Genomic DNA, 23,040 nt, shown 5'->3' with positions numbered 1-23,040 from the left:
TTCTAATTTAGGGGCGGGAAAAGGGGATACGACATGCAACGCTTTCATGCCGGGCGGCCGCGCGACTTCGGACGGCGCCGACGGATCGGTGGTTTCAGCCTGATCGAGGTGATGGTGACGGTCGTCGTGCTGGCGATCGCCATGAGCATCGCCATTCCGAGCTACACCTACCTGATCAACACCAGCCGGCTGACGTCGGCGTCGAACGAAATGGTCGCATCGCTTCAGCTCGCGCGCTCGGAGGCGATCCGTCTCAATCGAAACATCGCGGTGTGCCGCAGCGACAACGGCACCACTTGCGCGACGGGCAGCGCCTGGAACCAATGGATCACCATCGTGGTGACCGGATCCAACGTCTTGCGCGTCAGCACGGTGAAGGCTCCGGTCCAGATGAGCGTGAGCGCGGCGGTCAGCGGCAATAACGACCGCATCGTGTTCAGTCCGGACGGGTTCGCCCGCAGCAGCACCGGCATATTGCTCAATGCGGGGTTTTCCAGTTGTATCGCGACGACGCGCCCGAACGACAATGTGCGGGTCGTGTATGTCGTGGGCGGCAGCCGTATCGGATCCGCCACTACGCCAGGCGACGCTACATGCCCTGCGCCATCAGACTCTCCACCTCCGTGAATTCTATGCATATGTCTTCTTCGCGCCCGGCATCACCGGCGTCGCAACGTGGGATAAGCCTCATCGAGGTGCTGATCTCCGTCCTGATCATGGGCATCGGCATGTTGGGAGTCGCTGCATTGCAGGCGACCGCTCTGCGCAACAACCAGAGTTCCTTCGAGCGTAGCCAGGTGGTCGTCGGCACCACCGGCATCCTCGATGCGATGCGCGCCAACGTGGCGGCGGCCCGGGACGGCAACTACAACATGAGCATGACCTGCGTCGCGCCGACAGGCACGTCGCAAGTGGTGGTCGATCAGCGCAATTTCCTCAACTCGCTGCAGGCGATCATGGGCGCTTCCGCGTGCGGTTCGATCAATTGCAGCGCCGCTGCATGTCAGGTGACCGTGCAATGGGACGACAGCAGGGCCAGCCATGCCGCGGCCGATGCCACCGCGGCGCAGACGCAGCAGTTCCAGACGGTGACCCGGCTATGAGCCGCATGCGGCGGAGTGGGGCGCCAGGCAGGCGCCACAGCGCGGGCATGAGCCTGATCGAGTTGATGATTTCGCTGGTACTGGGGTTGCTCGTGGTTGGCGCCGCCATCGGCATCTTCATCACCAACCGGCGTACCTATGCCGCGACGGAAAACCTGGGGCGCGTCCAGGAAAACGTGCGCACGGCGTTCGAGCTGATGACGCGCGACATCCGCGAGGCGGGCGGGAACCAGTGCAACAGCAGCGACAACATGGGCATGTCGAACGTCATCAACAATCCCGCGTCGCGCTGGTGGACGAATTGGTCCGGCAACCGGCTGGTGGGGGTGTCGGCCAGTGGCAGCTTCCCCGATACGGTGTCAAATCGTGTGGCCAACACCGAGGGGCTGATGCTGATGTCGTCCGGTGATGCGACCGCGATCGTCACCGCGCATACGCCCGCCGCTGCGCAGTTCACGGTCAACACCAACACCCACGGTTTGCGCAACGGCGATCTTCTGATCGCCTGCGGTCCGAACTCCCAGGCGACAGGCGTGTTGCGCACCGGCGCGCTGTTCCAGATGAGCAGCGGGGCGGGCACGACGACCATCGGCCATGCCGTGGGTGGGTCGCCTGGCAATTCCAGCAGCAACCTCGGCATCAACGGTTCTGTCTTCACGTATGGGCCGAACACGATGCTCAGCCGCTTGAACGCGTCGCGCTGGTTCATCGGCACCAACTCTAGGGGCGGACGCTCCTTGTATCAGGGGGTGTTGACGAACACCGCCGGTACGCCGGCAATCCTCAATCAGGAAGTGGCCGAAAACGTGCAGAACATGGTCATCACCTATCTCGTACCCAGTGAAGGTGGCTATGTCAGCGCCACGACCGTCGGCACGCGCTGGGATCAAGTCACCGCGATCAACCTGTCGCTGACGTTCCAGACCCAGGATGCGATCGGGACGAATGGCTTGCCGTTGACGCGCACGATCAGCAATGTCGTGACCTTGCGGAATCGCAATCAATGATCAGAACCTCAGATCGGCCGCGAGTTGCGCGGCAAAGCGGCGTGTCCTTGATCGTCGTGCTCATGCTGCTGCTGGTGATGACCCTCCTGGGCTTGGCGGTCGTGCGCGGCACGCTGATGCAGGAGCGGATGAGCGGCAATCTCCTCGATCGCAGCGTGAACTTCCAGGCCGCAGAATCGGCATTGCGCGAAGGCGAGGCGCTTGCGCTGGCGCAAACCGCGGTGCCGACCGGCAATGGGTGCAGTGGAGGTGTCTGCGGCCAACCTCTTGCGAGCCAGACGGAGCGTTGGCGTGACGCCAGCTTCGCAGGCTGGGTGGACGCGTCCACCACGACACGCAGCGCTTCCGCATCGCGAACCCGGTTCTACATCGAATACATGGGCACTTCCGAAGCCTGGTTCGAATGCAACAGCGACGAGAAGTACACGGGACAGCCGATCTGCGTGCGCCCGATGTACCGGATCGTCGCGCGCAGCGAAGCGCCGGGTCGTGCCAGTGTCATCCTTCAATCAAGCTATATCGCGCCGTAAGACGGAGTCACACCATGAGCCAGTTCCACGACGATCGTCTGCGCAGGCGCGGTTTCCTGCCTCGTCTCAATGCCTTCGCGGCAGCGTTTGCCTGCACCATGCTCGCGCTGCCTGCCAGCGCCGGCATCGTGGTTCCCGGCTATCCGCTGCAGTCGGGAGGGCGCATCGCGCCCAATGTGTTGTTCATCCTGGACGATTCCGGATCCATGGAAAACAACTACATGCCGGATGCCGTTCCCCAGACCACCGTCGATGGCACCAATTTCAACATCAGCAACGCGACTTATGCGCGCAACACCATCTACTACAATCCTGCCGTCACGTACGAGCCGTGGGTGGATGCCAGCGGTACCTTGATGACGGGCGGCACTGATTATGGAAGCGTCTACAACGACAACCATGACCTGACATCCCCGGTCAATCTCGCTACCGCGACTCGGCAGTTCTTCGTGCCCAAGGACGTGACCAACACCGCCGAGACGTATCTTTCCAATACCGCTAACTATTACCGCTACCAGATCCGCACGGATGGCGTCGTCATCCGCAGCGAGCTCATGTTCAATGTGCTGAACCAGCAGGGCCTGGCCAATCGCGGCTGCGATAACAGCAGCAATGGCTGGCAGTGGAAGAATTGCACCCAGGCCACGCCTCCTTACCGCAATGCGCAAAACCAGTTGGTCACGCGCAGCGAAGCTGCCGAGCGCACCAACTTCGCTACATGGTGGTCGTACAGCCGCACGCGCATGAAAGTGGCCAAGGGCAGTGCGGGCCATGCCTTCGCCGATCTGGGCACCAATGTGCGCGTCGGTTTTCGCACCATCTGGAAGCGCGAAAACGCGGGTAACCCGATCACTCAGGCGGTTCCCATCCCCGTGGATAGAAATGATGGCCTGTTCGATAATCCCAATGGTGTGAGCGGGAGCAACAACAATCGCAAGCTCTGGTACGACCGGTTGTATGCAACGTATGGCAACGATGGTACGCCGTTGCATGCCGCGCTTAGCGACGCGGGCAAGTACTTCGGCAGCAGCGCCGCTACCGGTCCGTACGGTCCGCAGTCAGGCACCGCCCAACTCGCCTGCAGGCAGAACTTCACGATTCTGACCACGGACGGCTACTGGAACGGAAAAGGCGTGTATACCCCTGTCAACGAGCAGGACAACGTGGCGGGAGCCGCCATTTCCGGGCCGACCGGCAACACGTATACCTATACTCCGGAACGGCCCTATGCCAGCGCCGATTCGGACACCTTGGCCGACGTGGCGATGCGCTACTGGAAAACGGACCTGCGAACCGATCTGGAGAATTCGGTTCCGATCAACTCTGCGGATCCTGCGTTCTGGCAGCACATGACCACATTCGCGATTTCCATCGGCGCGAAGGGAACATTGGATCCCGGGACCGATCTCCCCGCCATCACGTCGGGGGCGAAGAACTGGCCAACGCCGATCAACAACACGATCTTCAACGTTGACGACCTTTGGCACGCCGCCGTCAACGGCCGCGGCAGCTTCATCGTGGCTAGCAACCCCAACGAGTTCACCCAGGGGTTGAAATCGGCGCTGGGATCGATCGTCGAACGTACTGGTACCGCAGGCAATCTCGCTGCCAATTCCAGCAGCCTTACCAACAGCACGCATGTGTACCAGGCCAGTTTCGTGTCAGGTACGTGGACCGGCGCGCTGAAGGCGATTCCGGTGACCAGCACCGGTGTAGACGCGACCGATCCCAGCTGGGTGGGAAGCATCCCAACCACGGGGCGCACGATCCGCACATGGAACGGCACTGCGGGTGAGGCCTTCCCGACCAGCGCCCAGCAGACCGCACTGACGCGTACGGCGACATCGACGGCCGCTGCGGTCACGGGCGCCAACAATGCGGCCTACATCGCGGGAACCCAGGACCTGGAGTTGAATCGTCCCAACGGCTATCTGCGCACCCGTAGCACCTTGATCGGCGACATCGTCAATTCGTCGCCGGCCTACGACAGCGTCAGCGGAACGATCTTCGTCGGCTCCAACGACGGCATGATGCATGCGTTCAATGCCGACACTGGCGTCGAGCGCTTTGCCTATGTGCCTGGCAGCCTCAATTTCACCGACCTGGCCACCCTCAGTGCGCCCGACTACGACCATCGGTTCTTCGTGGACGGTCCGATCAGCATTTCGCGCAGGGATCAGTTGAGCAACCAGACGATCCTGGTCGGCACGCTCGGGCGAGGCGGCAAGGGCATCTATGCGCTCGATGTCACCACGCCCGACACTTTTTCCAATGCCAACGTCCTGTGGGAAAAGGCGGGCGACAACCAGGCGTCCACCACGGCCGACAACAACATGGGCATGAATCTCGGCGCGCCGGTCATTGCCAAGCTCAACAACGGCGAACTGGGCGTGATCGTGGCCAATGGCCCGAACAGCACCAGCGAGCACGCGGTGCTGTTCGTGTACCGTCTCAGTGATGGTGCGCTGCTTTCGGAAATTGATACCGGCGTCGGCTCGACGTCGTCCCCGAACGGACTGTTTGCGCCGTCGGTGCGCGACATCGACGGCAACGGCACCATCGACTACGTCTATGCCGGCGACATGCAAGGCAATCTCTGGCGCTTCAACCTGTCTGCCACGACGCCGTCGAGCTGGAATACGGCATCCAACCGCCTGCGCATGTTCACCGCCACCAACTCGGCCGGCACGGTGCAGCCGATCACGTCGGCGCCGGCGATTGCACGCGATCCGGCGACGTTCGATCTGTGGATCTTCTTCGGTACCGGCCGCTTCCTCACCACCGATGACGTGACCAACACGACAGTACAGACCGTCTATGGCATCAAGGACTCGACGACCACCGTCGCCAAGGCCGATCTGCAGCGCCGCAAGTTCGCTGCCAGTGGCGTGGTCAACAGTCAGAATGTACGTGTCATGGAGGCCAATAGTCCATTGGGAGCCGGCAAGAAGGGCTGGTACCTGGATCTGATCAATCCGCCCGTGGCCGATCCGGCGCCCGCGACCGCCAATGGTGAGCGCGTCTATACCGGCGTGAACGTCATTTCCGGGGTCCTCACCTTTACCAGCAACATTCCGGACGATGATCCGTGTTTGCCCGGTGGCAAGGGCCAGGACAACGCGATCGACGCATTCACCGGTTCGAGCCTCGGCCAGTCGTTCTTCGATCTCGACCAGGATGGCTCCTACGCGGACGAGACTTTGACGGTGAATGGCGTCGCCATCCCCGTGGCCTCTGTCGCCCTGGGCGGCTTGGGTAGCGCAAGCAACTACTTCACTGGCGGCTCGGGCGGCAGTGGCGGCCTGGCTTGCCTCAACATCAACGATGGCAGCGCGGTCTGCAAAAAGATCCGCGAGATCCGCAAGGTCGGGCGTGTCCAGTGGCGGGAGGCGATCCAGGAATGAGTGCGCCCACTTCAATCGTCCTTCACCCCCACTGGAGTCATGGCATGCGTAGTGGCAGTCGATTTTCTGGGCAGCGTGGTTTTAGCTTGATCGAGATCATGATCACGGTGGTGATCATCGCCATCCTGGCCGGTATCGCCATGGCCAGCTACAACTGGGCGATGATCAAGGCGCGGCGTTCGGCGGCAGCCGGATGCGTGCAGGAGGCCGCGCAGTACATGGAGCGATTCCACACCACGTCCATGAGTTACGTGAATGCGGATGGCAGCGCCCCAGCGCTGCCTGCATGCAGCGCCGACGTGACCCGCTTCTATACGGTGAGTCTTGCTGCCAGCGACGCTTCCAGCTTCAGCATCACCGCAGTGCCGATCGCAGGTAAGGCGCAAGCGAAGGACAGGGAGTGCGCGACGCTGCAGATCGATCAACGCGGTACGCGTTCGGCCAGCGGCACTCTGTCCTCCACGCCTGCGCAGTGCTGGTAGGCAAAAAAAAACCGCCGATCAACGGCGGTTTTTCTTTATGCGTGGCGCCCGAAGTTGGACTCGAACCAACGACCCCCTGATTAACAGTCAAGTGCTCTAACCGGCTGAGCTATTCGGGCGAGGCGCGTATTGTAGGCACATCTTTTCTGGCTGGCAAGCGTCCGTCCGCATCCCTCATTGTGCGCATGGTGGCCGATCCGCCAGGCGCGCCGAGCGCGCTCGCCCGGTGGCGCTGACGATCACTTCGGCCGCGACGGCCTGATTGCTGCACAGCCGGAGCGTGAGGTTGCTGCCTGCGGCCCTGCCGCTGGGAAGATAGCGCAGCTGCGTGCGGCCGGCCGAGGACAGGATGCGAAGCCTGTCGCCGCCCGGCGCCGGTGAGAGGGTCAGGACATCGCTGCTCGCGTCCGGTTGCCGGTTGCCGTCCGGGTCGGCGTAGATGATCCAGTTGCCGCCCCATTCCACGGCTGGGTGGCACTGTTGCCGATCGATCGACGGGCAGAGCGCAACTGGCTGCCCTCTGGAGATGGCCCACGTCCGGGCCAGGGCGAGTTGTGCGAGCATCTCGTTGGTCGCCGCGAGCTCCCGGTGCCTGTTCAGCATTTGGCTGAAGCTGGGGAGCGCGATGCCCAGCGCAACCACCGCGATGGCCATGGCGGCCAGCGCTTCCGTCAGTGTGAAACCTCGCATCCTTCCGTTCATGGCGCCTCCTCGACTGGCATTGCCAGCTTGGGCGAGGCAGCGCGGGGAGGGGATCGCCGGGATGCCGGCTGGCTTGTAGGAATTTTCCAGACGTGGCTGTCATCCAGCGCTCGCTATACTCATCTGTCGTCTCAAGGTGATGATCCATGTCCGACCGTTTCCAACTCGTCTCGCCCTACTCGCCGGCCGGCGACCAGCCGCAGGCGATCGAGAAGCTGGTGGCCGGCTTCGAGGCCGGCCTGGCCAAGCAGACCCTGCTCGGCGTGACCGGTTCGGGCAAGACCTACACCATCGCCAACGTGGTCGAGGCGATCCAGAAGCCGACCCTGGTGATGGCGCCGAACAAGACCCTGGCGGCGCAGCTGTACGGCGAGTTCAAGGCCTTCTTCCCGAACAACGCGGTCGAGTACTTCGTCAGCTACTACGACTACTACCAGCCCGAGGCGTACGTGCCGTCGTCGGACACCTTCATCGAGAAGGACAGTTCGATCAACGAGCACATCGAGCAGATGCGCCTGGCCGCGACCAAGACGCTGCTGTCGCGCCGCGATGCGCTGGTGGTGGCGACGGTCTCGGCGATCTACGGCCTGGGCGCGCCGGAGGACTACCTGTCGCTGCGCCTGATCCTGTCGATCGGCGAGCACATCGAGCAGCGCCAGCTGATCAAGCACTTGACCGATCTGCAATACACCCGCAACGAATACGAACTGCACCGCGGCACGTTCCGCGTGCGCGGCGAGGTCATCGACGTGTTTCCCGCCGAGTCGGACAGCGAGGCGTTGCGCATCGAGCTGTTCGATGGCGACGTCGAGAACCTGACCCTGTTCGATCCGCTGACCGGCGAGACCCTGCGCAAGCTGCAGCGCTACACGGTCTATCCGAAGACCCATTACGCCACCACCCGCGAGCGCACGCTCAGCGCCGTGGATACGATCAAGATCGAGCTGAAGGAGCGGCTGGAGCAGCTGTATGCGCAGAACAAGCTGGTCGAGGCGCAGCGGCTGGCGCAGCGCACCCAGTTCGACCTGGAGATGATGGCCGAGGTCGGCTACTGCAACGGCATCGAGAACTACTCCCGGCACCTCACCGGCAAGGCGCCCGGCGAGCCGCCGCCGACCTTGTTCGACTACCTGCCGGCCGACGCGCTGCTGGTCGTCGACGAGTCGCACGTCACCGTCCCGCAGATCGGCGCGATGTACAAGGGCGACCGCTCGCGCAAGGAGACGCTGGTGGAGTTCGGTTTCCGCCTGCCGTCGGCGCTGGACAACCGGCCGCTGCGCTTCGAGGAATGGGAGGCGCGTTCGCCGCGCAGCATCTACGTGTCGGCCACGCCCGGCCCATACGAGCTGCGCGAATCGGCCGGGGAGATCACCGAGTTGGTGGTGCGACCGACCGGACTGATCGATCCGGAAGTGGAGATCCGCCCGGTCGGGACCCAGGTCGACGACCTGCTGTCGGAGATCGGGCTGCGCGTGGCGCTGGGCGACCGCGTGCTGGTCACCACGCTGACCAAGCGCATGGCCGAGAACCTCACCGAGTACCTGGGCGAGCACGGGGTCAAGGTGCGCTACCTGCACTCGGACATCGACACGGTCGAGCGCGTGGAAATCATCCGCGACCTGCGCCTGGGCAAGTTCGACGTGCTGGTCGGCATCAACCTGCTGCGCGAGGGCCTGGACATGCCCGAGGTGTCGCTGGTGGCGATCCTGGACGCGGACAAGGAAGGCTTCCTGCGGTCCACCGGTTCGCTGATCCAGACCATCGGCCGCGCCGCGCGCAACTTGCGCGGCAAGGCGATCCTGTACGCGGACAGGATGACCCGCTCGATGCAAGCGGCGATCGACGAGACCGGACGGCGTCGCGAGAAGCAGGTGGAGTACAACCTGGAGCACGGCATCACCCCGAAGTCGGTGGCGCGGCCGATCGTGGACATCCTGGAGGGCGCGCGTGGCGACGCCGCCGTCGAGGCCAAGTCGGGCAAGGGCAAGGGACGCCGGGTGGCGGAGGAGCCGGCCGACTACCGCATGCTGGATCCGGCCGAGGTCGCATCCCGGCTCAAGGCGCTGGAACAGAAGATGTACCAGCACGCCCGCGACCTGGAGTTCGAGGACGCGGCGCGCGTGCGCGACCAGATCAAGAAGCTGCGCGATGCCAGCCTGGTCAGCTAGCCGCACGGCAGCTGGCCTGGTCCTCGCGGCTATTGTTCTTGGCCGCAAGGTGGGCTAAGATTCGCGCCCCTGCAGCGGTATGGCCGCAGCAGCGATGGGCGGTTAGCTCAGCGGTAGAGCACTACCTTGACATGGTAGGGGTCACAGGTTCGAACCCTGTACCGCCCACCACTCGAAACCCAGGCGTCTCAGCGGTTTCAGTGGATTTTGCACCACCCCTGGTTTCTTCGGCGGCTCGCTCAACATCGTTGCGGTCAACGGATCCAAACCTCGCTACCTACTCACCGAATCAGCCGGGCAACAACATGGTGCAGCTGCGACAGGGCGACTCGCTGCAGTTGGTGCACTCAAGCGTGCCGACTCTCACCTGGCAGCTTCTGTGGCCTGCGGCGGCAGTTTTCGCAGCATCCACGGCGGCGTCTCGATCAGATACTGTCCGCGCACGGATGGCATATCCTTAATCAGCAGGTCCATGCCCATGTCCTGAGTCGGGCCGGAGGTCATGAGGAAGGAACGCCTAATCTCGCCCAGCGGCGTCGCCGCGCCCGCGGCCAGCAGGCAACCCAGTGCGAACGCGGCCGCCGATGGAGCTTGTTGTAAAGCCTGCCAGACGCATACAGCGATGAGCGCCAGCGGCGGAATCGACGCGTGCAGATTTAGGTCGTTGGCGCCACCGAACTTGGCGAATGGCAGCAGGAGTAGCATCACGGTCGCGATCCATAAGAACGCGCTGCGGCCGCGTGCCAGGAAGTGCAGGATGATCAGGAAGCCCAGGATCTCGATCGCCAGGAAACTCAGGTAGTTGGGCGCGGTATAGCATGGGCCTAGCTTCAGGCATGGTGATTCGAGCACGGTCACGAACACCATGCTGGTGGCGCCGTCGCCCGCGCGCAGGTACAGCAAGATAATCACCGTCACCGCTAGCATGCCAGCCGCGCTCACCATTTCGACGAGGCGCAGCGATCGAGCCGATCGCGCCATGGTCCATAGGTAAAACGGCGCCAAGCCGATCGCTGAGAAGGGTGACCACATCAAGATCGTCGCAGTGGCCAAGGGGAAGGCGACAAGGGATGCGTTATTGTCCTTGAGGCGCAGCGCCAGGGCGGCGCCGAGCCATGCGCTCAGCGCGTGCTGTGGTGCCCAGAAGATATCTGTGATCATGGAGCTGTACTGCACCCAGCCCGCCCACCACTCAATATGCCACTTCGGGCCAATGGAAAACTCGGTGATCGACGAGCCCAGGGCGTCCGCTCCGCTGAATGCCAGGAAGACCGCCGGCAGCGCATAGCGCCAGCGCGCCGAGTCGGATAGCTGGGCGGCCGTCCGGAAGAAGAGGTAGAGCCCAGCCGTTGTCCAAGTGCCGAGGATCCACATCATTGATGCCTGCCCGATGGCTTTAGTCAGCAGTGCAGGCACCACATACCAGCCCAGGTAGTACCGCATCGTCGAGCCGTCGTAGCCAGGCGCTGTGCCGGTCAGGAACTCGTTGTCGACCAGAAACCGGAGCACCCCGAAGTGCTTGAACCAGTCGCTGTTCGGGAAGAAGGCGCCGCCGAAGGAGCCGCTGACGAACACGATGAGGGCTGCGCAGCCAAGGAAATGGGCGTCGACCCAGCCCGGCCGGAAAAAGGATGAGCGGCGATCCACGAGACGCCAGCATTGCCAAAGCGAAAAACCGACGAGACCGGCGAGCGGCAGGCCGTAGCGGAATCTGGCGTAGACGAGGAAGAAGAGGGCGACGGGCACAGCCAGATAAGCCAGCGCAGCGAACTCGAACGGGGTGATGGAGCGACGCATAGCCGTGGCTCTCTCTGTTATCCCTAACATGGCTCCCCCCTTCATTCATGCCGTTTAAAAACATGCGCGTGTTTGCCTTATGAGCGGCAAACGGCGACCTTAAAGTGAGCCCGCAGGATTGGTAAGCCATTGATTCCAATGGGTCGGGGTCGGTCGCATGCGAGTGCATTAGTTGTTGTTTTGGTTGATCTCCGCAACCTTGACATGGTAGGGATCATAGGTCCAAACCCTGTGCCGCCGCTGCCACATGCAGACGATGCATTGTGGAACACGACAAGCCGGCGCCGCCGGCTGTTTGTTGCCCATCGTCCAACGCAGTGCAGGGCGATCACACACCGGCGGCGGGTGGCCCTAGCGCCCGGCTTGCTTTAGCATCCAGGCGACGATCAGGCGAGGAGGCCGTGCGCATGATGGAATATCATCATACGATTCAAGTCAAAGGACGCTACCAGCTCGTGGCGTTGACACGTGAACCCGAATACAGCCCGGCCAACGTGGTCGGCTATACCGTGACCACCGAGGGTGGCGCGCGCCTGGACTCGCACGACATGTCCTGGGACGAGGCGCGGGTCTGGATGGACAACCTGGTCGAGCAGGACGGCGGCGGCGTCAGCGTCGAAAAAAAGCCGTCGAAGAGCAAGCCGAGTACCCGGCGCCGAGGCTAGAATAGCCGCCACGGTGCATCAGGGAGGATAGGGGCTTGTCGAATCGTAAGGTCTATGCGGCTGTGGCTGTCGTCGCGCTCACGGCCGTCGCCGGCTATTTCCTGTCCGGCTATCTGGTGCTGCTGCTGCTCAAGCTGGACACGGGCCTGCTCGGGCTGAGCACCTATTACGAATACGTGCATGCCATCGCCTTGCCGCAGGTCGCGCCGTTCGTCGGCAAGATCAAGTGGGCGGGCTATCTGGGCTTCGGCTTTCCGGGGCTGCTGTGTCTGTTGACGCTGGTGCTGATGTTCAAGCCGCGCAAGCAGGCCCTGCATGGCGACGCCCGTTTCGCCGGTGCTGCCGATCTGGCCAAGCATGGCCTGTTCAAGCAGAGCGGCAACGGCATCGTGGTCGGCAAGTTCCGCGGCAAGCTGGTGCGCCTGAGCGGGCAGCAGTTCGTCATCCTGGCCGCGCCCACCCGTTCGGGCAAGGGTGTCGGCGTGGTGATCCCGAACCTGCTCGAATACCAGGAATCGGTGGTGGTCCTGGACATCAAGCAGGAAAACTTCGATCTCACCAGCGGCTGGCGCGCCAGCCAGGGGCAGGAGGTCTTCCTGTTCAACCCGTTCGCCGAGGACCGTCGCACGCATCGCTGGAATCCGCTCAGCTACGTCTCCGACGACCCGGCGTTCCGCGTCTCCGACCTGATGAGCATCGCCGCGATGCTGTACCCGGACGGATCGGACGATCAGAAATTCTGGGTCAGCCAGGCGCGCAACGCGTTCATGGCGTTCGCGCTGTACCTGTTCGAGAACTGGGACGACGAGCGCAACATCGGCTTCCCGGGCGGCCTGGGCACGCCGACGCTGGGGGCGATCTACCGGTTGTCCTCCGGCGACGGCAGCGACCTGAAGAAATACCTGAAGTCGCTGTCGGAACGGCGCTTCCTCAGCAGCAATGCCAAGTCGGCGTTCTCCAACATGCTGTCGCAGGCAGAGGAGACCTTTGCCTCGATCCTGGGAACGCTGAAGGAGCCGCTCAACGCCTGGATCAACCCGGTGCTCGACGCGGCCACCAGCGACAACGACTTCCTGCTGACCGACCTGCGCAAGAAGAAGATGACCATCTACATCGGCATCCAGCCCAACAAGCTGGCCGAGAGCCGCCTGATCATCAACCTGTTCTTCAGCCAGATCATCAACCTCAACACCAAGGAACTGCCCAAGAGCAATCCGGCGTTGAAGTACCAATGCCTGCTGCTGATGGACGAGTTCACCGCGATCGGCAAGGTCGACATCATCGCCTCGGCGGTGTCATACATGGCTGGCTACAATGTGCGCCTTCTGCCGATCATCCAGAGCATGGCGCAGCTGGATGCGACCTATGGCAAGGACGTGTCGCGGACCATCATCACCAATCATGCACTGCAGATCCTGTACGCTCCGCGCGAGCAGCAGGATGCCAACGACTACTCGGAGATGCTCGGCTACACCACCTTCCGCAAGCAGAACGTCACGCGCGGCAAGGACGTGACCCGCAGCGTATCGGAGGAGAGGAGGGCGCTGATGCTGCCGCAGGAACTCAAGGCGATGGGGAACGATCACGAGGTGTTCCTGTACGAGGGCATCCCGCATCCTGTGAAGTGCGACAAGATCAAGTACTACAAGGACCGGCACTTCACTTCGAGGCTGCTGCCCAAAGTCGATGTGCCGATGCTCTCGCTTTAAAAAAGCGTGATGTGGTTTGCAAAATTATTGGCGGTCAAGCAGGATTGAACGCTTTTTTACCAAACGCTTGACGTGAGCATTGCGCTGCGGCACATTCTCGCGATGCTGGTGCTGGACAATTGGCAATAGGAACAGGGGGCGTGGGTTCTTACGACACACGCAAGGGTGACATGGAAAGTTTTCTGGCAAATTCCGTTTTTCTCAGTGCTGAAAGCCTGTCCCTGGGCGCCGTTCGTCTTCAGGGGCGCTTGCCTGCGCCAGGCTTGCGTAGCCCCGGACGCTGTCGCCAAGCGCACGCGTCGGCGCGGCGTCGCGCTGTGACCTCCCTGTGGCGAAACCCGAAGTTCTCAGGCTGCCGACCGTGTGTCGGCCGTCCATCAAAACATGTTTCCGCAATTTAGAGGCTCGCGTGAAAAGAACGCATATGTTTCGGCTGATCGCCACTCTGAGCACCGTTGCGCTGTTGAGCGCCTGTGCGAGTTCGCCGGCGCCTGATTTCCGCGGCAGGTGGAAGCCGGTCAACCGGTTCTCCGAGTCGACGATGGAGATCCCGCTGTATTCCTCGTACGTGTACCAGGCCGTGCCGATGGACGGCACCCTGAAGACGATGCTCGAGCGCTGGGCCAAGGACTCGAACATGGAACTGGCGTACAGCATCCAGTCCGACTACACGCTCTATGCGCCGGTAGCGAAGATCAACACCACGAGCATCCAGCAGGCCGTCGCCGAGCTCAGCGTGGTCTATGCGCAGGAGGGGGTCACTGTCTCCGCGGCGGGCAACCGCATTCTGGTGCAGCCGTCTTCTTCGTTGAGCGGGGCCGCATCGCCGGCCGCCGACGGCGGCGCGAAGTGACTTTACTTTACGGGGGCCGTTCGCGTGTCTCCGCAGCCACATTACGTAACTTGGTGAAGTCTGATGTTCGGTAAAAAACCAGTTGAGAGCGAAAGCGTCAACAAGGCGGTCGCAAAGGCTGTCAACTACGAAGTCAGCATTGCGGATCTCGCCCGGCGCAGCGAGCGCCGCGCATGGTGGGTCGCGTTCGGCGCGATCATCATGTGCCTGCTGCTGGGTGGCGGTTACTACTACATGTTGCCGTTGAAGGAGAAGGTGCCGTACATCGTGATGGCCGATGCCTACACCGGCAATTCGTCGGTCTCAAGGCTTCAGAACACCGCGGATATTCGCAATATCACTGCGAGCGAAGCGCTGGCCCGGAGTAATGTGGCGCGCTTCATCATCTCGCGCGAGTCCTACGATTTCGCGATGATGGGGCTCAGGGATTGGAAAACGGTGTTCGCTCTGGCCGATGGTCCTGTGGCAAACGAATATCGTCAGTTGCATGCGCCCAACAATCCTGCCGCCCCATACTTCACATATGGCAAGACACGGGCCATTCGGGTCAATATCCTCAGCATTACCCTGCAGGGTGGCAACGGTCAGCCATATACCGGCGCCAACGTTCGCTTCCAGCGCAGCATTTACGAAAAGAGCACGGGGCAGACCACGCTGCTGGACAATAAGTTTGCAATTCTTGGATTTCGTTATAACAGTAATCTAACGATGGCCGATGATCTGCGCGTGGAGAACCCGCTCGGCTTCCAGGTTACCGATTATCGGGTTGACACGGATTATGTTGGCACGCCGACACCACCTCCGGCAGCCTTCCAGGCGCCGGCAGCTGCGCCTGTTGCGCCTGCAGCTGCGCCCGCGAACCAACAACTCTTGCCGGGTCAGTCACCCGGTCAGGTCCAGGGGCAGCTTCCTGGTCAGCCGATGGCGCAGCCGGCAACGCCTGGCGTGAACGGCGTAGCCCCTGCTCAGCAGCAGTTGCCGGTGACGAATGCGATGGAGGCGCCCACTTACCAGGGCGTACAGCCCGCTCCGATGGCGCCTGCGCCCAACGCTGCACCTCAGAACAATGGAAATGGAGCGAACGTTAGATGAGTTTCATGACTAGAAATGGCTCGGCGCATCTGGCGCTGCTCGCCTTGGCTTTGGTTGCGCCGCTCGCGTCCGCTCAGGTTGTCCAACAATATGAGTACGAAGCGGACAAGATCTACCAGGTGCGTACCGGCCTCGGTATCACGACCCAGGTCGAATTGAGCCCCAACGAAAAGATCCTCGACTACAGCACCGGTTTCACAACCGGCTGGGAGTTGAGCCGTCGCGAGAACGTCTTCTATCTGAAGCCGAAGAACGTCGACGTCGACACCAACATGATGATACGGACGGCGACCCATTCCTATATTTTAGAATTGAAGGTCGTCGCAACGGATTGGCAGAGGCTGGAACAGGCGAAGCAGGCCGGCGTCCAGTACAAGGTGACCTTTGTCTATCCGAAGGACACCAGCTTCGCCGCTGCCAGCGAAGAGGTGAAGGACGAGTCGCAGATCGATACCAGGATGTCCAAGGATCGGCGCTATTACTTCGACTACGACTATTCGACGCGCTCGAAGCAGACGTGGATCGTGCCCAATAGCGTGTACGACGACGGCAAGTTCACCTACATCAAGATGGATCTTACGAGATTTCCCACCGGCAATTTTCCGGCCGTGTTCGCGCGCGAGAAGGAAAACGAAGAGGATTTCTTGGTCAACACGACGGTCGAAGGCAATACCCTGATCGTCCACGGGACCTATCCTTTCCTGGTTGTCCGCCACGGCAAGAATGTTGTCGGCTTGCGTAGGAATAAGCAAAAGTGAACTCGAACATACCTCCGTCTGACGAAAACAACGGTCACAACGATGGCCAGTCTCCTCGTTCTCCGCAAAACGGAGATGTCGGCAAGGAGAATCCTTACTTTGCCCGGCAACAGCAAACGGCGGATCCCGATCTCGATGCCAACGAGCCGGTGCTGAGATCCAGCGAGCTGCAAAAGCTCAACCGGAAGGCGTTGCTGTTCCTTGGCGCTATCGCGTTGCTGCTGATCGTGGCCATTTTTTGGCTGGTTGGTGGAAGCGACACGAAAGAGCCGCCGCCGAAGCCGCGTCAGGAAGCCGTGGTGGCGCCCGCGCTCCCGCAGACTGCGGCGCCGTTGCCGACGCAGCCCGCCGAGCCTGTGCCGTTGGTGCAGGAGAGCCTGCCGCCGTTGCCGCCGATGCCGACCGACAACGATATCCGGACGGCGCCCGTCGAGCAGCAGGAGCGTGGCCCGTCGCTGCTCGAGCGGCGCATGGCCGGCATGCAGGACGACCCGGCGCAGGTGGGCGGCGGCCAGCCGGGGTTCGGCGGCATTCTGCCTCCTGGCGGACAGCAGCCTGGTGCGGGCCAGGAGCAGGAAACGTCGGCGAAGCCGATTGCGAATCCTGACGGTTTGCTGGTGCGCGGTACCTATATCCGGTGCGTGCTGGAAACGCGGATCATCAGTGACTTCGCGGGTTTCACCTCCTGCATCATCACCGAGCCGGTCTACTCCATCAACGGCAGGCGTTTGCTGTTGCCGAAGGGCTCCAAGCTGTTGGGTAAATACGATTCGGTCGAACCGACTGGACCCCGCATGGAGGTCATCTGGGATCGAATCACCACGCCGACCGGTATCGATGTATCGCTTGAGGCGCCGGGTATTGACAACCTCGGCAGTGCTGGCCATCCAGGCAAATACAACGCGCATTGGGCAAGCCGTATCTCTTCTGCTCTGATGATCAGCATGCTCAGCGATGCGTTCAAATGGGCGGCCGCCGAGAACGGGCCCAAGACCACTACGGTTGGCCTCAACTCCGGATTGGTGACCGAGCAGCCGTTCGAGAGCAACACGGCACGGACGGTGCAGCGCATGGCTGATCAGGCATTGGAGCGCTCGGGGCGCCGTCCTGCGACCGTGACGATCAATCAGGGTACTGTGGTCAACGTCTATGTCGCAAAAGACGTGGATTTCACTGCTGTACTTACCCGTTGATAGCAGCGAGATAATTACGTGACGCTGGACGACTCGCCAACTGCGCAGATATCTTCGGATTTCCTGGATTACCAGTACTCGGTGCTGGGAATCCTGGATTATCTGAATTCGCCGGAGGTGACGGAAATATGCATCAACCGGCCTGGCGAGCTATATCTGGAGACGCTGCGCGGCTGGCAGAAGTTGGATATCCCCTCGCTGACGTTTGATCGTGCGCGCCAGTTCTGCACCGCGGTGGTCAACGAGAGCAATACGGGGCAGCGCATCACCGATACCGATCCAGTCGTGTCGCTGACCTTTCCGACCGGGCAACGTGCCCAGTTCGTCATTCCGCCTGCTTGCGATGCAGGCAAGGTCTCGATCACGATCCGTTTGCCGTCCAAGCACACCAAGACGCTGGAGCAGTATCAGGAGGACGGCTTTTTCCAAGAGATCCTGGAGCAGGAAGCAGGCGTCAGCGAACAGGATCGCGAGCTGTTGGAGCTGCGCAGGCAGCGGAATTACTCGGAGTTTTTCAAGAAGGCCGTATTGTTCAAGAAGAACGTCGTCGTCGCTGGCGCGACCGGCAGCGGCAAGACCACGTTCATGAAGTCGTTGGTGAACCACATTCCCAACGAAGAGCGCTTGGTCACCATCGAAGACGCGCGCGAACTGTTCATCAGTCAGCCCAATACCGTGCATTTGCTCTACTCGAAAGGTGGACAAAGTGCGAGTAACGTAACGGCCAAAAGCTGCATGGAGGCCTGTCTGCGCATGAAGCCAGATCGCATCATCCTGGCAGAGTTGCGGGGCGACGAGTCGTTCTATTTCATCAGAAATTGCGCGTCCGGCCACCCAGGGTCGATCACGAGCTGCCATGCGGGCAGCATCGGTCAGACTTGGGATCAGCTTGCGTTGATGGTCAAGGCCTCGGCGGAGGGTTCAGGGCTGGAGTTTTCTGTCATCAAGCGTTTGTTGATGATGACGATTGATATCGTGGTCCATATTAAATCGCATGCAGGGCGGCGCTATATCACCGGTATCGATTTTGACCCGGAGCGGACTTTGCATGGCAGTAAGTGAATTTGTTCACGAAGGTGATCGCTGAAGCTGTGCCAGATTGACTTCGATTTTGTCTTCAGGCACTATTAATTTGCGCGATCTGCGACTTTAAGGTTCTCAGGCCGATAGTCGACGGATATAGGAGGAACAACGGCATGTTGCCAGGCATGGAACTACTGAGCTGTCCTGAAATGGCAGTTCCGGCTGAAGTGATGCAGCACGTCGTGCGCGTCGAATCGTCGCACAATCCGTTTGCGATTGGTGTCGTGGGTGGCCGCCTGGTGCGTCAGCCGCAGAATCTGTCCGAAGCTGTCGCTACGGCACGGATGCTTGAGGACAAGGGCTACAACTTTTCTCTCGGTCTGGGCCAGGTCAACCGCTACAACCTCCTCAAGTACGGGCTCGACTCGTACGAAAAAGCATTCAAGACTTGTCCCAATCTGCAAGCCGCCTCGAGGATCCTGGCCGAATGCTATGGCCGCTCCGGGGGCAATTGGGGCAAATCTTTCAGTTGCTATTACTCTGGCAACTTCGAGACTGGCTACAAGCACGGCTACGTGCAGAAGGTCTACGCATCCATCAATCAGGGCCGGGCTATTGCCGCCGCCCCTGTTGGTGCTATCCCTGTCGTGCCGAATGGCGTCCGTCGCCCGGCGCAGGCCGCCAAGGCATCCGTGGTGCGCGAACTCGATTCGGTCGTCTCGCGCCGCATCGCAGGTGCCAACCAGCTCGCTAATGGTTTGGCGACCCAGATCACGCCGTCTGCGTACTATCCGGCCGCAGTTTCGGCTCCTGCTCAGACACAAGGCAATCCTGTTGGCCAGTTTCCCAACCCTGCATTGATCACCTCCGCAGGACGAGTAGGTCAAGCGGCTGGTGCCGATGCAGAGCTATATGTAGTACGTCCGACAAGCGCCGGCAAAGGAGTGGCGGTGCCTGCTGGTGGCGGAGCCGATCCAGCTTCGCAAGCATCTGTGACCAGGGGTTCGGCCCTTGGTGGTTCCGCAGAGCCGGCCGTCCCGAGCTCGAATTCGCCGCCGCTGCCCCCCGGCGACGGCGCTTTTGTCTTCTAGCGTAGGGAAGCAATACCGCCATGGGAATGGCGTTCCATCACAACCCCTCTGTTCCAATCAGGAGATACACCATGATGTCCAAGAAGAGCGAAATGACCGCGGGTGCCAAGGTTGCCGGCTTGGCCGCGCTGAAAGCTGCCATTTTCGTAGGCTCGTTGCTGGTCGCCGGTTCGGCGATGGCAGCTGGCGGTGACTACGCCGGCACCGATGGTAAGGTCTGCGGCTTCCTGTCCAATACCAACGGCTTGCTCAACATGGCCTCGGTTGCCGTCGTGACCATCGCCGTCATCATCGCTGGCTACCAGATCGCGTTTGCCCACAAACGCATTGCTGATGTTGCTCCGCTTCTGATTGGCGGCTGCCTGATCGGTGCGGCCGGCCAGCTGGCGAAGATGCTGATTGGCGAGACTGGTGCGACCTGCAGCGGCGGCGGCGCCGCCGGCGGCACCAGCATGTTGATCCAGATGATTCAGCACTATGCATAAGAACGTACTTTTCCGCGGCTGTACCCGCCCGGCCATGTTTTTGGGGGTGCCCTACATTCCCTTCTTCATCGGCGCGGGTAGCGGCTTGCTGGCGGGAATGTACTTCAATCTCTGGTATCTGTTGTCGATTCCGGTAATCATTTTCGCAATGCAGCAGGTGACCAAGCGGGACGAGATGATATTCAGAATGCTTGGGTTGCGTTGGATGTTCAGGGTGCGCGTGCGCAACCTGCAGCGCTACTCAGGCGCATGGGTATTTTCTCCTAACGAATATCGGAGAAACGTGCCTGGCGCCAAGCGTTAAGTTCGGCTTAGCGCCAGTGCCTTGACCCCATGCACGAACGATTCGTTTCGTGCATGGGGTTGTTCGGTTTTATCGTGGTGCTTAACTGGTTGTTGTTGTGTAGTAGGCAAGCATTCGACTACTCCCGATTCGTCCGAATCGGGCCTTGGCAAGACGAAATGGATTCAGAGTAATTCCCTATGTTCATCCCAGACACTTCGATCAGCGAGTTCATTCCTATCTCTACGCATGTAGCGCCGTCGGTGCTCAAGACGACGGGTGGAGACTACATGTTGACCTGGCACCTGGGTGGACTGCCGTTCGTCGGCCGCGAGGAGTGGGAGATCGAGCATCGCCACAACACGTTCAATCGGATGCTTCAGACCTTGCGCGCGCCCGATTTCACCAATGTGGCGTTCTGGGTCCACGACGTGCGTCGGCGCCGCGGCATCAAGTCGCGTGGCAAGTTTCAGCAGACGTTCAACCAGGAATTGTCGAATCAGTATTACAGCGCGCTTTCGTCGCAGAAAATCATGCAGAACGAGCTGTATCTGACCATGCTGTATCGCCCGGTGGTCACCGGGAAGCGCTTGATGGAAAAGTCCGCCAATCTGGCGCAGCTGCAGTCCGAGCAGGACCAGTCCATCGCCAAGATCATCGAGTTGGCTGGCAATGTCGAAGCCGTGCTCAAGGACTACTCCCCCTATCGACTGAGCATGTATGAGGCCAGCAATGGCGTCGTATTTTCCGAGGCGCTCGAATTTTTCGGCTATCTGATCAACCGGATCGACGAGCCGGTGCCGGTCCTGCAGGCGCCGGTGCCTGCATATCTGCCGGTAAGCAAGCATATGTTCGCCAACAAGACCGGCGACTTCGTCATCAAGACGCCCGAAGGTACCAATCATTTCGGCGGCATTCTGAATATCAAGGAATACACCGACGGGACCTATCCGGGCATCCTGAACGGCTTGAAGTATCTCGACTTCGAGTACGTGGTGACCCATTCCTTCAGCCCGATGGGGCGCCACGATGCGCTGAAGGTGCTGGATCGGACCAAGGGCATGATGATCTCGTCTGGCGACAAGGCGGTCAGTCAGATCCATGAGCTGGATCTGGCGATGGATCAGCTGTCGTCGGGCAGTTTCGTATTGGGCGAATACCACTTCACCATCGCGGTCTATGCAGATACGCAGGAGAAGCTGTCGCAGCAGATCGCGACTACGCGTGCGGAACTGTCCAACGCCGGCTTCGTTTCATCAAAGGAAGACTTGGCCATCGCGTCGTCCTTCTATGCTCAGCTTCCCGGCAACTGGCGCTATCGCACCCGTTTGGCGAACGTGAGTTCGCTGAACTTCCTGGGCCTGTCGCCGTTGCACAACTTTGCGCAGGGAAAGCGCGACAACAATCCGTGGGGAGAGTGCGTCACCACGTTGCAGACCACCAACGGACAACCGTACTACTTCAATTTCCATGCGACGCACCCAGCGGAGAATTCGCTGGGCGAAAAAGCGATCGCCAATACGATGGTCATCGGCAAGTCCGGTACCGGCAAGACGGCGTTGATCAACTTCTTGCTCAGCCAGGTTCAGAAATTCAACCCTTCGCCGACCATCTTCTTTTTCGACAAGGACCGCGGCGCCGAGATCTTCGTTCGCGCCTGTGGCGGCAATTACCTTGCCCTGGAGAATGGCCGGCCTACAGGCTTCAATCCTTTCCAGTGCGAGCGTAGCGAGGCCAACGTGCAGTTCCTGGCGGACCTGATCAAGGTGCTCGCCGGCAAAGCCGAGTACAGCTCACGCGACGACGAGGATATCTTCCGCGCCGTCGAGGGCATGCTGGACACGCCGATGCAGCTGCGCAGCATGACCAACTTCCGCAAGAGCCTGCCCAACATGGGCGATGACGGCCTCTATGCGCGTATGCGCAAGTGGACGACCGGAAACTCGTTGGGCTGGGTGTTCGACAACCCGGTCGACACCATCGACCTGGAAAAAGCCAACATCATCGGCTTCGATTACACGGACGTCATCGACAACCCGGAAGTTCGCGTACCGGTCATCAACTATCTGCTACATAAGCTGGAAGCCTTGATCGACGGACGTCCGCTGATCTACGTGATGGACGAGTTTTGGAAGATCCTGGACGGCAAGGGTGGCCTCAAAGAATTTGCCAAGAACAAGCAGAAGACCATCCGTAAGCAGAATGGCTTGGGCATTTTCGCCACCCAGAGTCCGGAAGACGCACTGGCCAGCGACATCTCGGCGGCACTGGTCGAGCAGACTGCCACGATGATCCTGCTGCCCAACCCGAACGCGAGCAAGGAAGACTATATGGAAGGCCTCAAGCTGACCGAAGCCGAGTACCAGGTGGTGGTGAGCCTGGATGAGCGCTCGCGCTGCTTCCTGGTCAAGCAAGGCCATGGTTCATCGGTGTGCCAGCTGAACCTGCGCGGCATGGACGATGCGCTCGCGGTCATTTCCGCGTCCACCGACAACATCGAGATCATGCATCAGGTCCTCGAGCAGAAAGCTGCCCAGCACGGAGTAGCGCCGAATGACCTGACGCCCGAGCAGTGGCTCAACGAGTTCTATGCCAAGCGCAAGGGTTCGGGCAAGTCCGCGTCCAAGCCTTCGGCATCTGATAGCAAGGGCGCCGCGGCGCTGGCTTGATCGTTGTATTCGCTGAAAGATCGTTT

General features: G+C 61.0%; 20 protein-coding genes and 2 tRNA genes. 19 read left to right on the top strand and 3 right to left on the bottom strand.

Annotation, left to right across the window (positions count from 1 at the left end; translation table 11 throughout):
- Positions 1 to 33: 33 nt before the first annotated feature.
- The 6 genes from NUG20_RS13235 (at position 34) to NUG20_RS13210 (ending at position 6,526) form a co-directional block, all read left to right on the top strand.
- Positions 34 to 627: a GspH/FimT family pseudopilin gene (locus NUG20_RS13235; RefSeq protein WP_263394923.1), complete on the top strand. Its 594-nt coding sequence runs from the start codon at positions 34 to 36 to the stop codon at positions 625 to 627.
- 11 nt (positions 628 to 638) lie between these two features.
- Positions 639 to 1,103 (top strand): type IV pilus modification protein PilV, encoded by a 465-nt coding sequence (pilV, locus tag NUG20_RS13230; protein ID WP_263398480.1) that lies wholly within the window; start codon positions 639 to 641, stop codon positions 1,101 to 1,103.
- Between the two features lie 47 nt (positions 1,104 to 1,150).
- On the top strand, positions 1,151 to 2,110 hold the full coding sequence (locus NUG20_RS13225) for a Tfp pilus assembly protein PilW (RefSeq protein ID WP_263394922.1): 960 nt from the start codon (positions 1,151 to 1,153) through the stop codon (positions 2,108 to 2,110).
- Between the two features lie 41 nt (positions 2,111 to 2,151).
- Complete coding sequence (locus NUG20_RS13220; protein WP_317852723.1) at positions 2,152 to 2,640, top strand: pilus assembly PilX family protein; 489 nt, start codon at positions 2,152 to 2,154, stop codon at positions 2,638 to 2,640.
- 14 nt (positions 2,641 to 2,654) lie between these two features.
- Complete coding sequence (locus NUG20_RS13215) at positions 2,655 to 6,044, top strand: pilus assembly protein (RefSeq protein WP_263394920.1); 3,390 nt, start codon at positions 2,655 to 2,657, stop codon at positions 6,042 to 6,044.
- A gap of 86 nt (positions 6,045 to 6,130) precedes the next feature.
- Positions 6,131 to 6,526 carry a type IV pilin protein gene (locus tag NUG20_RS13210; RefSeq protein ID WP_317852722.1) on the top strand — a complete coding sequence of 132 codons (396 nt, stop codon included), beginning with the start codon at positions 6,131 to 6,133 and terminating at the stop codon, positions 6,524 to 6,526.
- Positions 6,527 to 6,568: 42 nt separating this feature from the next.
- On the opposite strand, the gene NUG20_RS13205 is transcribed toward NUG20_RS13210, so the two are convergent.
- Together NUG20_RS13205 and NUG20_RS13200 are read right to left on the bottom strand one after the other, a co-directional pair.
- A tRNA-Asn gene (locus tag NUG20_RS13205) sits at positions 6,569 to 6,645 on the bottom strand.
- Positions 6,646 to 6,700: 55 nt separating this feature from the next.
- Positions 6,701 to 7,228: a GspH/FimT family pseudopilin gene (locus NUG20_RS13200; RefSeq protein WP_263394919.1), complete on the bottom strand. Its 528-nt coding sequence runs from the start codon at positions 7,226 to 7,228 to the stop codon at positions 6,701 to 6,703.
- Between the two features lie 146 nt (positions 7,229 to 7,374).
- Between NUG20_RS13200 and uvrB the strand changes: the two genes are divergently transcribed.
- Entirely contained in the window at positions 7,375 to 9,396 is a 2,022-nt protein-coding gene (gene uvrB / locus NUG20_RS13195; protein ID WP_263394918.1) for an excinuclease ABC subunit UvrB, read from the top strand.
- A gap of 96 nt (positions 9,397 to 9,492) precedes the next feature.
- Positions 9,493 to 9,567 (top strand) — tRNA-Val (locus NUG20_RS13190).
- Positions 9,568 to 9,759: 192 nt separating this feature from the next.
- Here NUG20_RS13190 and NUG20_RS13185 read toward each other — a convergent pair.
- Entirely contained in the window at positions 9,760 to 11,193 is a 1,434-nt protein-coding gene (locus tag NUG20_RS13185) for a hypothetical protein (protein ID WP_263394917.1), read from the bottom strand.
- Positions 11,194 to 11,600: 407 nt separating this feature from the next.
- Between NUG20_RS13185 and NUG20_RS13180 the strand changes: the two genes are divergently transcribed.
- The 11 genes from NUG20_RS13180 (at position 11,601) to NUG20_RS13130 (ending at position 23,014) form a co-directional block, all read left to right on the top strand.
- Positions 11,601 to 11,858 carry a hypothetical protein gene (locus tag NUG20_RS13180; RefSeq protein WP_317852721.1) on the top strand — a complete coding sequence of 86 codons (258 nt, stop codon included), beginning with the start codon at positions 11,601 to 11,603 and terminating at the stop codon, positions 11,856 to 11,858.
- A 35-nt stretch (positions 11,859 to 11,893) separates the two neighbouring features.
- Complete coding sequence (locus NUG20_RS13175) at positions 11,894 to 13,567, top strand: type IV secretory system conjugative DNA transfer family protein (protein WP_263394915.1); 1,674 nt, start codon at positions 11,894 to 11,896, stop codon at positions 13,565 to 13,567.
- A gap of 424 nt (positions 13,568 to 13,991) precedes the next feature.
- Positions 13,992 to 14,420, top strand: a complete 429-nt coding sequence (locus tag NUG20_RS13170) for a toxin co-regulated pilus biosynthesis Q family protein (protein ID WP_263394914.1) — start codon at positions 13,992 to 13,994, stop codon at positions 14,418 to 14,420.
- Between the two features lie 63 nt (positions 14,421 to 14,483).
- Entirely contained in the window at positions 14,484 to 15,512 is a 1,029-nt protein-coding gene (locus NUG20_RS13165) for a VirB8 family type IV secretion system protein (RefSeq protein WP_263394913.1), read from the top strand.
- Positions 15,509 to 16,270 (top strand): TrbG/VirB9 family P-type conjugative transfer protein, encoded by a 762-nt coding sequence (locus NUG20_RS13160; RefSeq protein WP_263394912.1) that lies wholly within the window; start codon positions 15,509 to 15,511, stop codon positions 16,268 to 16,270. Before NUG20_RS13165 ends, NUG20_RS13160 begins: the two co-directional genes overlap by 4 nt.
- Positions 16,267 to 17,463, top strand: a complete 1,197-nt coding sequence (locus NUG20_RS13155; protein WP_263394911.1) for a TraB/TrbI/VirB10 family type IV secretion system protein — start codon at positions 16,267 to 16,269, stop codon at positions 17,461 to 17,463. The genes NUG20_RS13160 and NUG20_RS13155 overlap by 4 nt, the downstream gene beginning before the upstream one ends.
- An 18-nt stretch (positions 17,464 to 17,481) precedes the next feature.
- Positions 17,482 to 18,525, top strand: coding sequence for a P-type DNA transfer ATPase VirB11 (gene virB11 / locus NUG20_RS13150; protein WP_263394910.1), 1,044 nt, complete (start codon positions 17,482 to 17,484; stop codon positions 18,523 to 18,525).
- Positions 18,526 to 18,659: 134 nt separating this feature from the next.
- Positions 18,660 to 19,577: a lytic transglycosylase domain-containing protein gene (locus tag NUG20_RS13145; RefSeq protein WP_317852720.1), complete on the top strand. Its 918-nt coding sequence runs from the start codon at positions 18,660 to 18,662 to the stop codon at positions 19,575 to 19,577.
- Positions 19,578 to 19,648: 71 nt separating this feature from the next.
- Positions 19,649 to 20,062, top strand: a complete 414-nt coding sequence (locus tag NUG20_RS13140) for a TrbC/VirB2 family protein (RefSeq protein WP_263394909.1) — start codon at positions 19,649 to 19,651, stop codon at positions 20,060 to 20,062.
- Positions 20,055 to 20,366, top strand: coding sequence for a VirB3 family type IV secretion system protein (locus tag NUG20_RS13135; RefSeq protein ID WP_263394908.1), 312 nt, complete (start codon positions 20,055 to 20,057; stop codon positions 20,364 to 20,366). The genes NUG20_RS13140 and NUG20_RS13135 overlap by 8 nt, the downstream gene beginning before the upstream one ends.
- Before the next feature lie 179 nt (positions 20,367 to 20,545).
- Positions 20,546 to 23,014: a VirB4 family type IV secretion/conjugal transfer ATPase gene (locus NUG20_RS13130; protein ID WP_263394907.1), complete on the top strand. Its 2,469-nt coding sequence runs from the start codon at positions 20,546 to 20,548 to the stop codon at positions 23,012 to 23,014.
- Positions 23,015 to 23,040 lie beyond the last annotated feature (26 nt).

The sequence above is a fragment of the Xanthomonas sp. CFBP 8443 genome (assembly GCF_025666195.1).
Classification (GTDB): domain Bacteria; phylum Pseudomonadota; class Gammaproteobacteria; order Xanthomonadales; family Xanthomonadaceae; genus Xanthomonas_A.
The sequence above is the reverse complement of the archived record's forward strand: the minus strand, read 5'-3'. Positions and strand labels throughout refer to the sequence as shown.

Coding starts and splice junctions, on each gene's coding strand:
- NUG20_RS13200 (WP_263394919.1), bottom strand. CDS start 7,228: ATGAACGGAAGGATGCGAGGTTTCACACTGACGGAAGCGCTGGCCGCC.
- pilV (WP_263398480.1), top strand. CDS start 639: ATGTCTTCTTCGCGCCCGGCATCACCGGCGTCGCAACGTGGGATAAGC.
- NUG20_RS13215 (WP_263394920.1), top strand. CDS start 2,655: ATGAGCCAGTTCCACGACGATCGTCTGCGCAGGCGCGGTTTCCTGCCT.
- NUG20_RS13185 (WP_263394917.1), bottom strand. CDS start 11,193: ATGCGTCGCTCCATCACCCCGTTCGAGTTCGCTGCGCTGGCTTATCTG.
- NUG20_RS13130 (WP_263394907.1), top strand. CDS start 20,546: ATGTTCATCCCAGACACTTCGATCAGCGAGTTCATTCCTATCTCTACG.
- NUG20_RS13165 (WP_263394913.1), top strand. CDS start 14,484: ATGTTCGGTAAAAAACCAGTTGAGAGCGAAAGCGTCAACAAGGCGGTC.
- NUG20_RS13160 (WP_263394912.1), top strand. CDS start 15,509: ATGAGTTTCATGACTAGAAATGGCTCGGCGCATCTGGCGCTGCTCGCC.
- NUG20_RS13235 (WP_263394923.1), top strand. CDS start 34: ATGCAACGCTTTCATGCCGGGCGGCCGCGCGACTTCGGACGGCGCCGA.
- NUG20_RS13145 (WP_317852720.1), top strand. CDS start 18,660: ATGTTGCCAGGCATGGAACTACTGAGCTGTCCTGAAATGGCAGTTCCG.
- NUG20_RS13140 (WP_263394909.1), top strand. CDS start 19,649: ATGATGTCCAAGAAGAGCGAAATGACCGCGGGTGCCAAGGTTGCCGGC.
- NUG20_RS13225 (WP_263394922.1), top strand. CDS start 1,151: ATGAGCCTGATCGAGTTGATGATTTCGCTGGTACTGGGGTTGCTCGTG.
- NUG20_RS13135 (WP_263394908.1), top strand. CDS start 20,055: ATGCATAAGAACGTACTTTTCCGCGGCTGTACCCGCCCGGCCATGTTT.
- uvrB (WP_263394918.1), top strand. CDS start 7,375: ATGTCCGACCGTTTCCAACTCGTCTCGCCCTACTCGCCGGCCGGCGAC.
- NUG20_RS13170 (WP_263394914.1), top strand. CDS start 13,992: ATGTTTCGGCTGATCGCCACTCTGAGCACCGTTGCGCTGTTGAGCGCC.
- NUG20_RS13180 (WP_317852721.1), top strand. CDS start 11,601: ATGATGGAATATCATCATACGATTCAAGTCAAAGGACGCTACCAGCTC.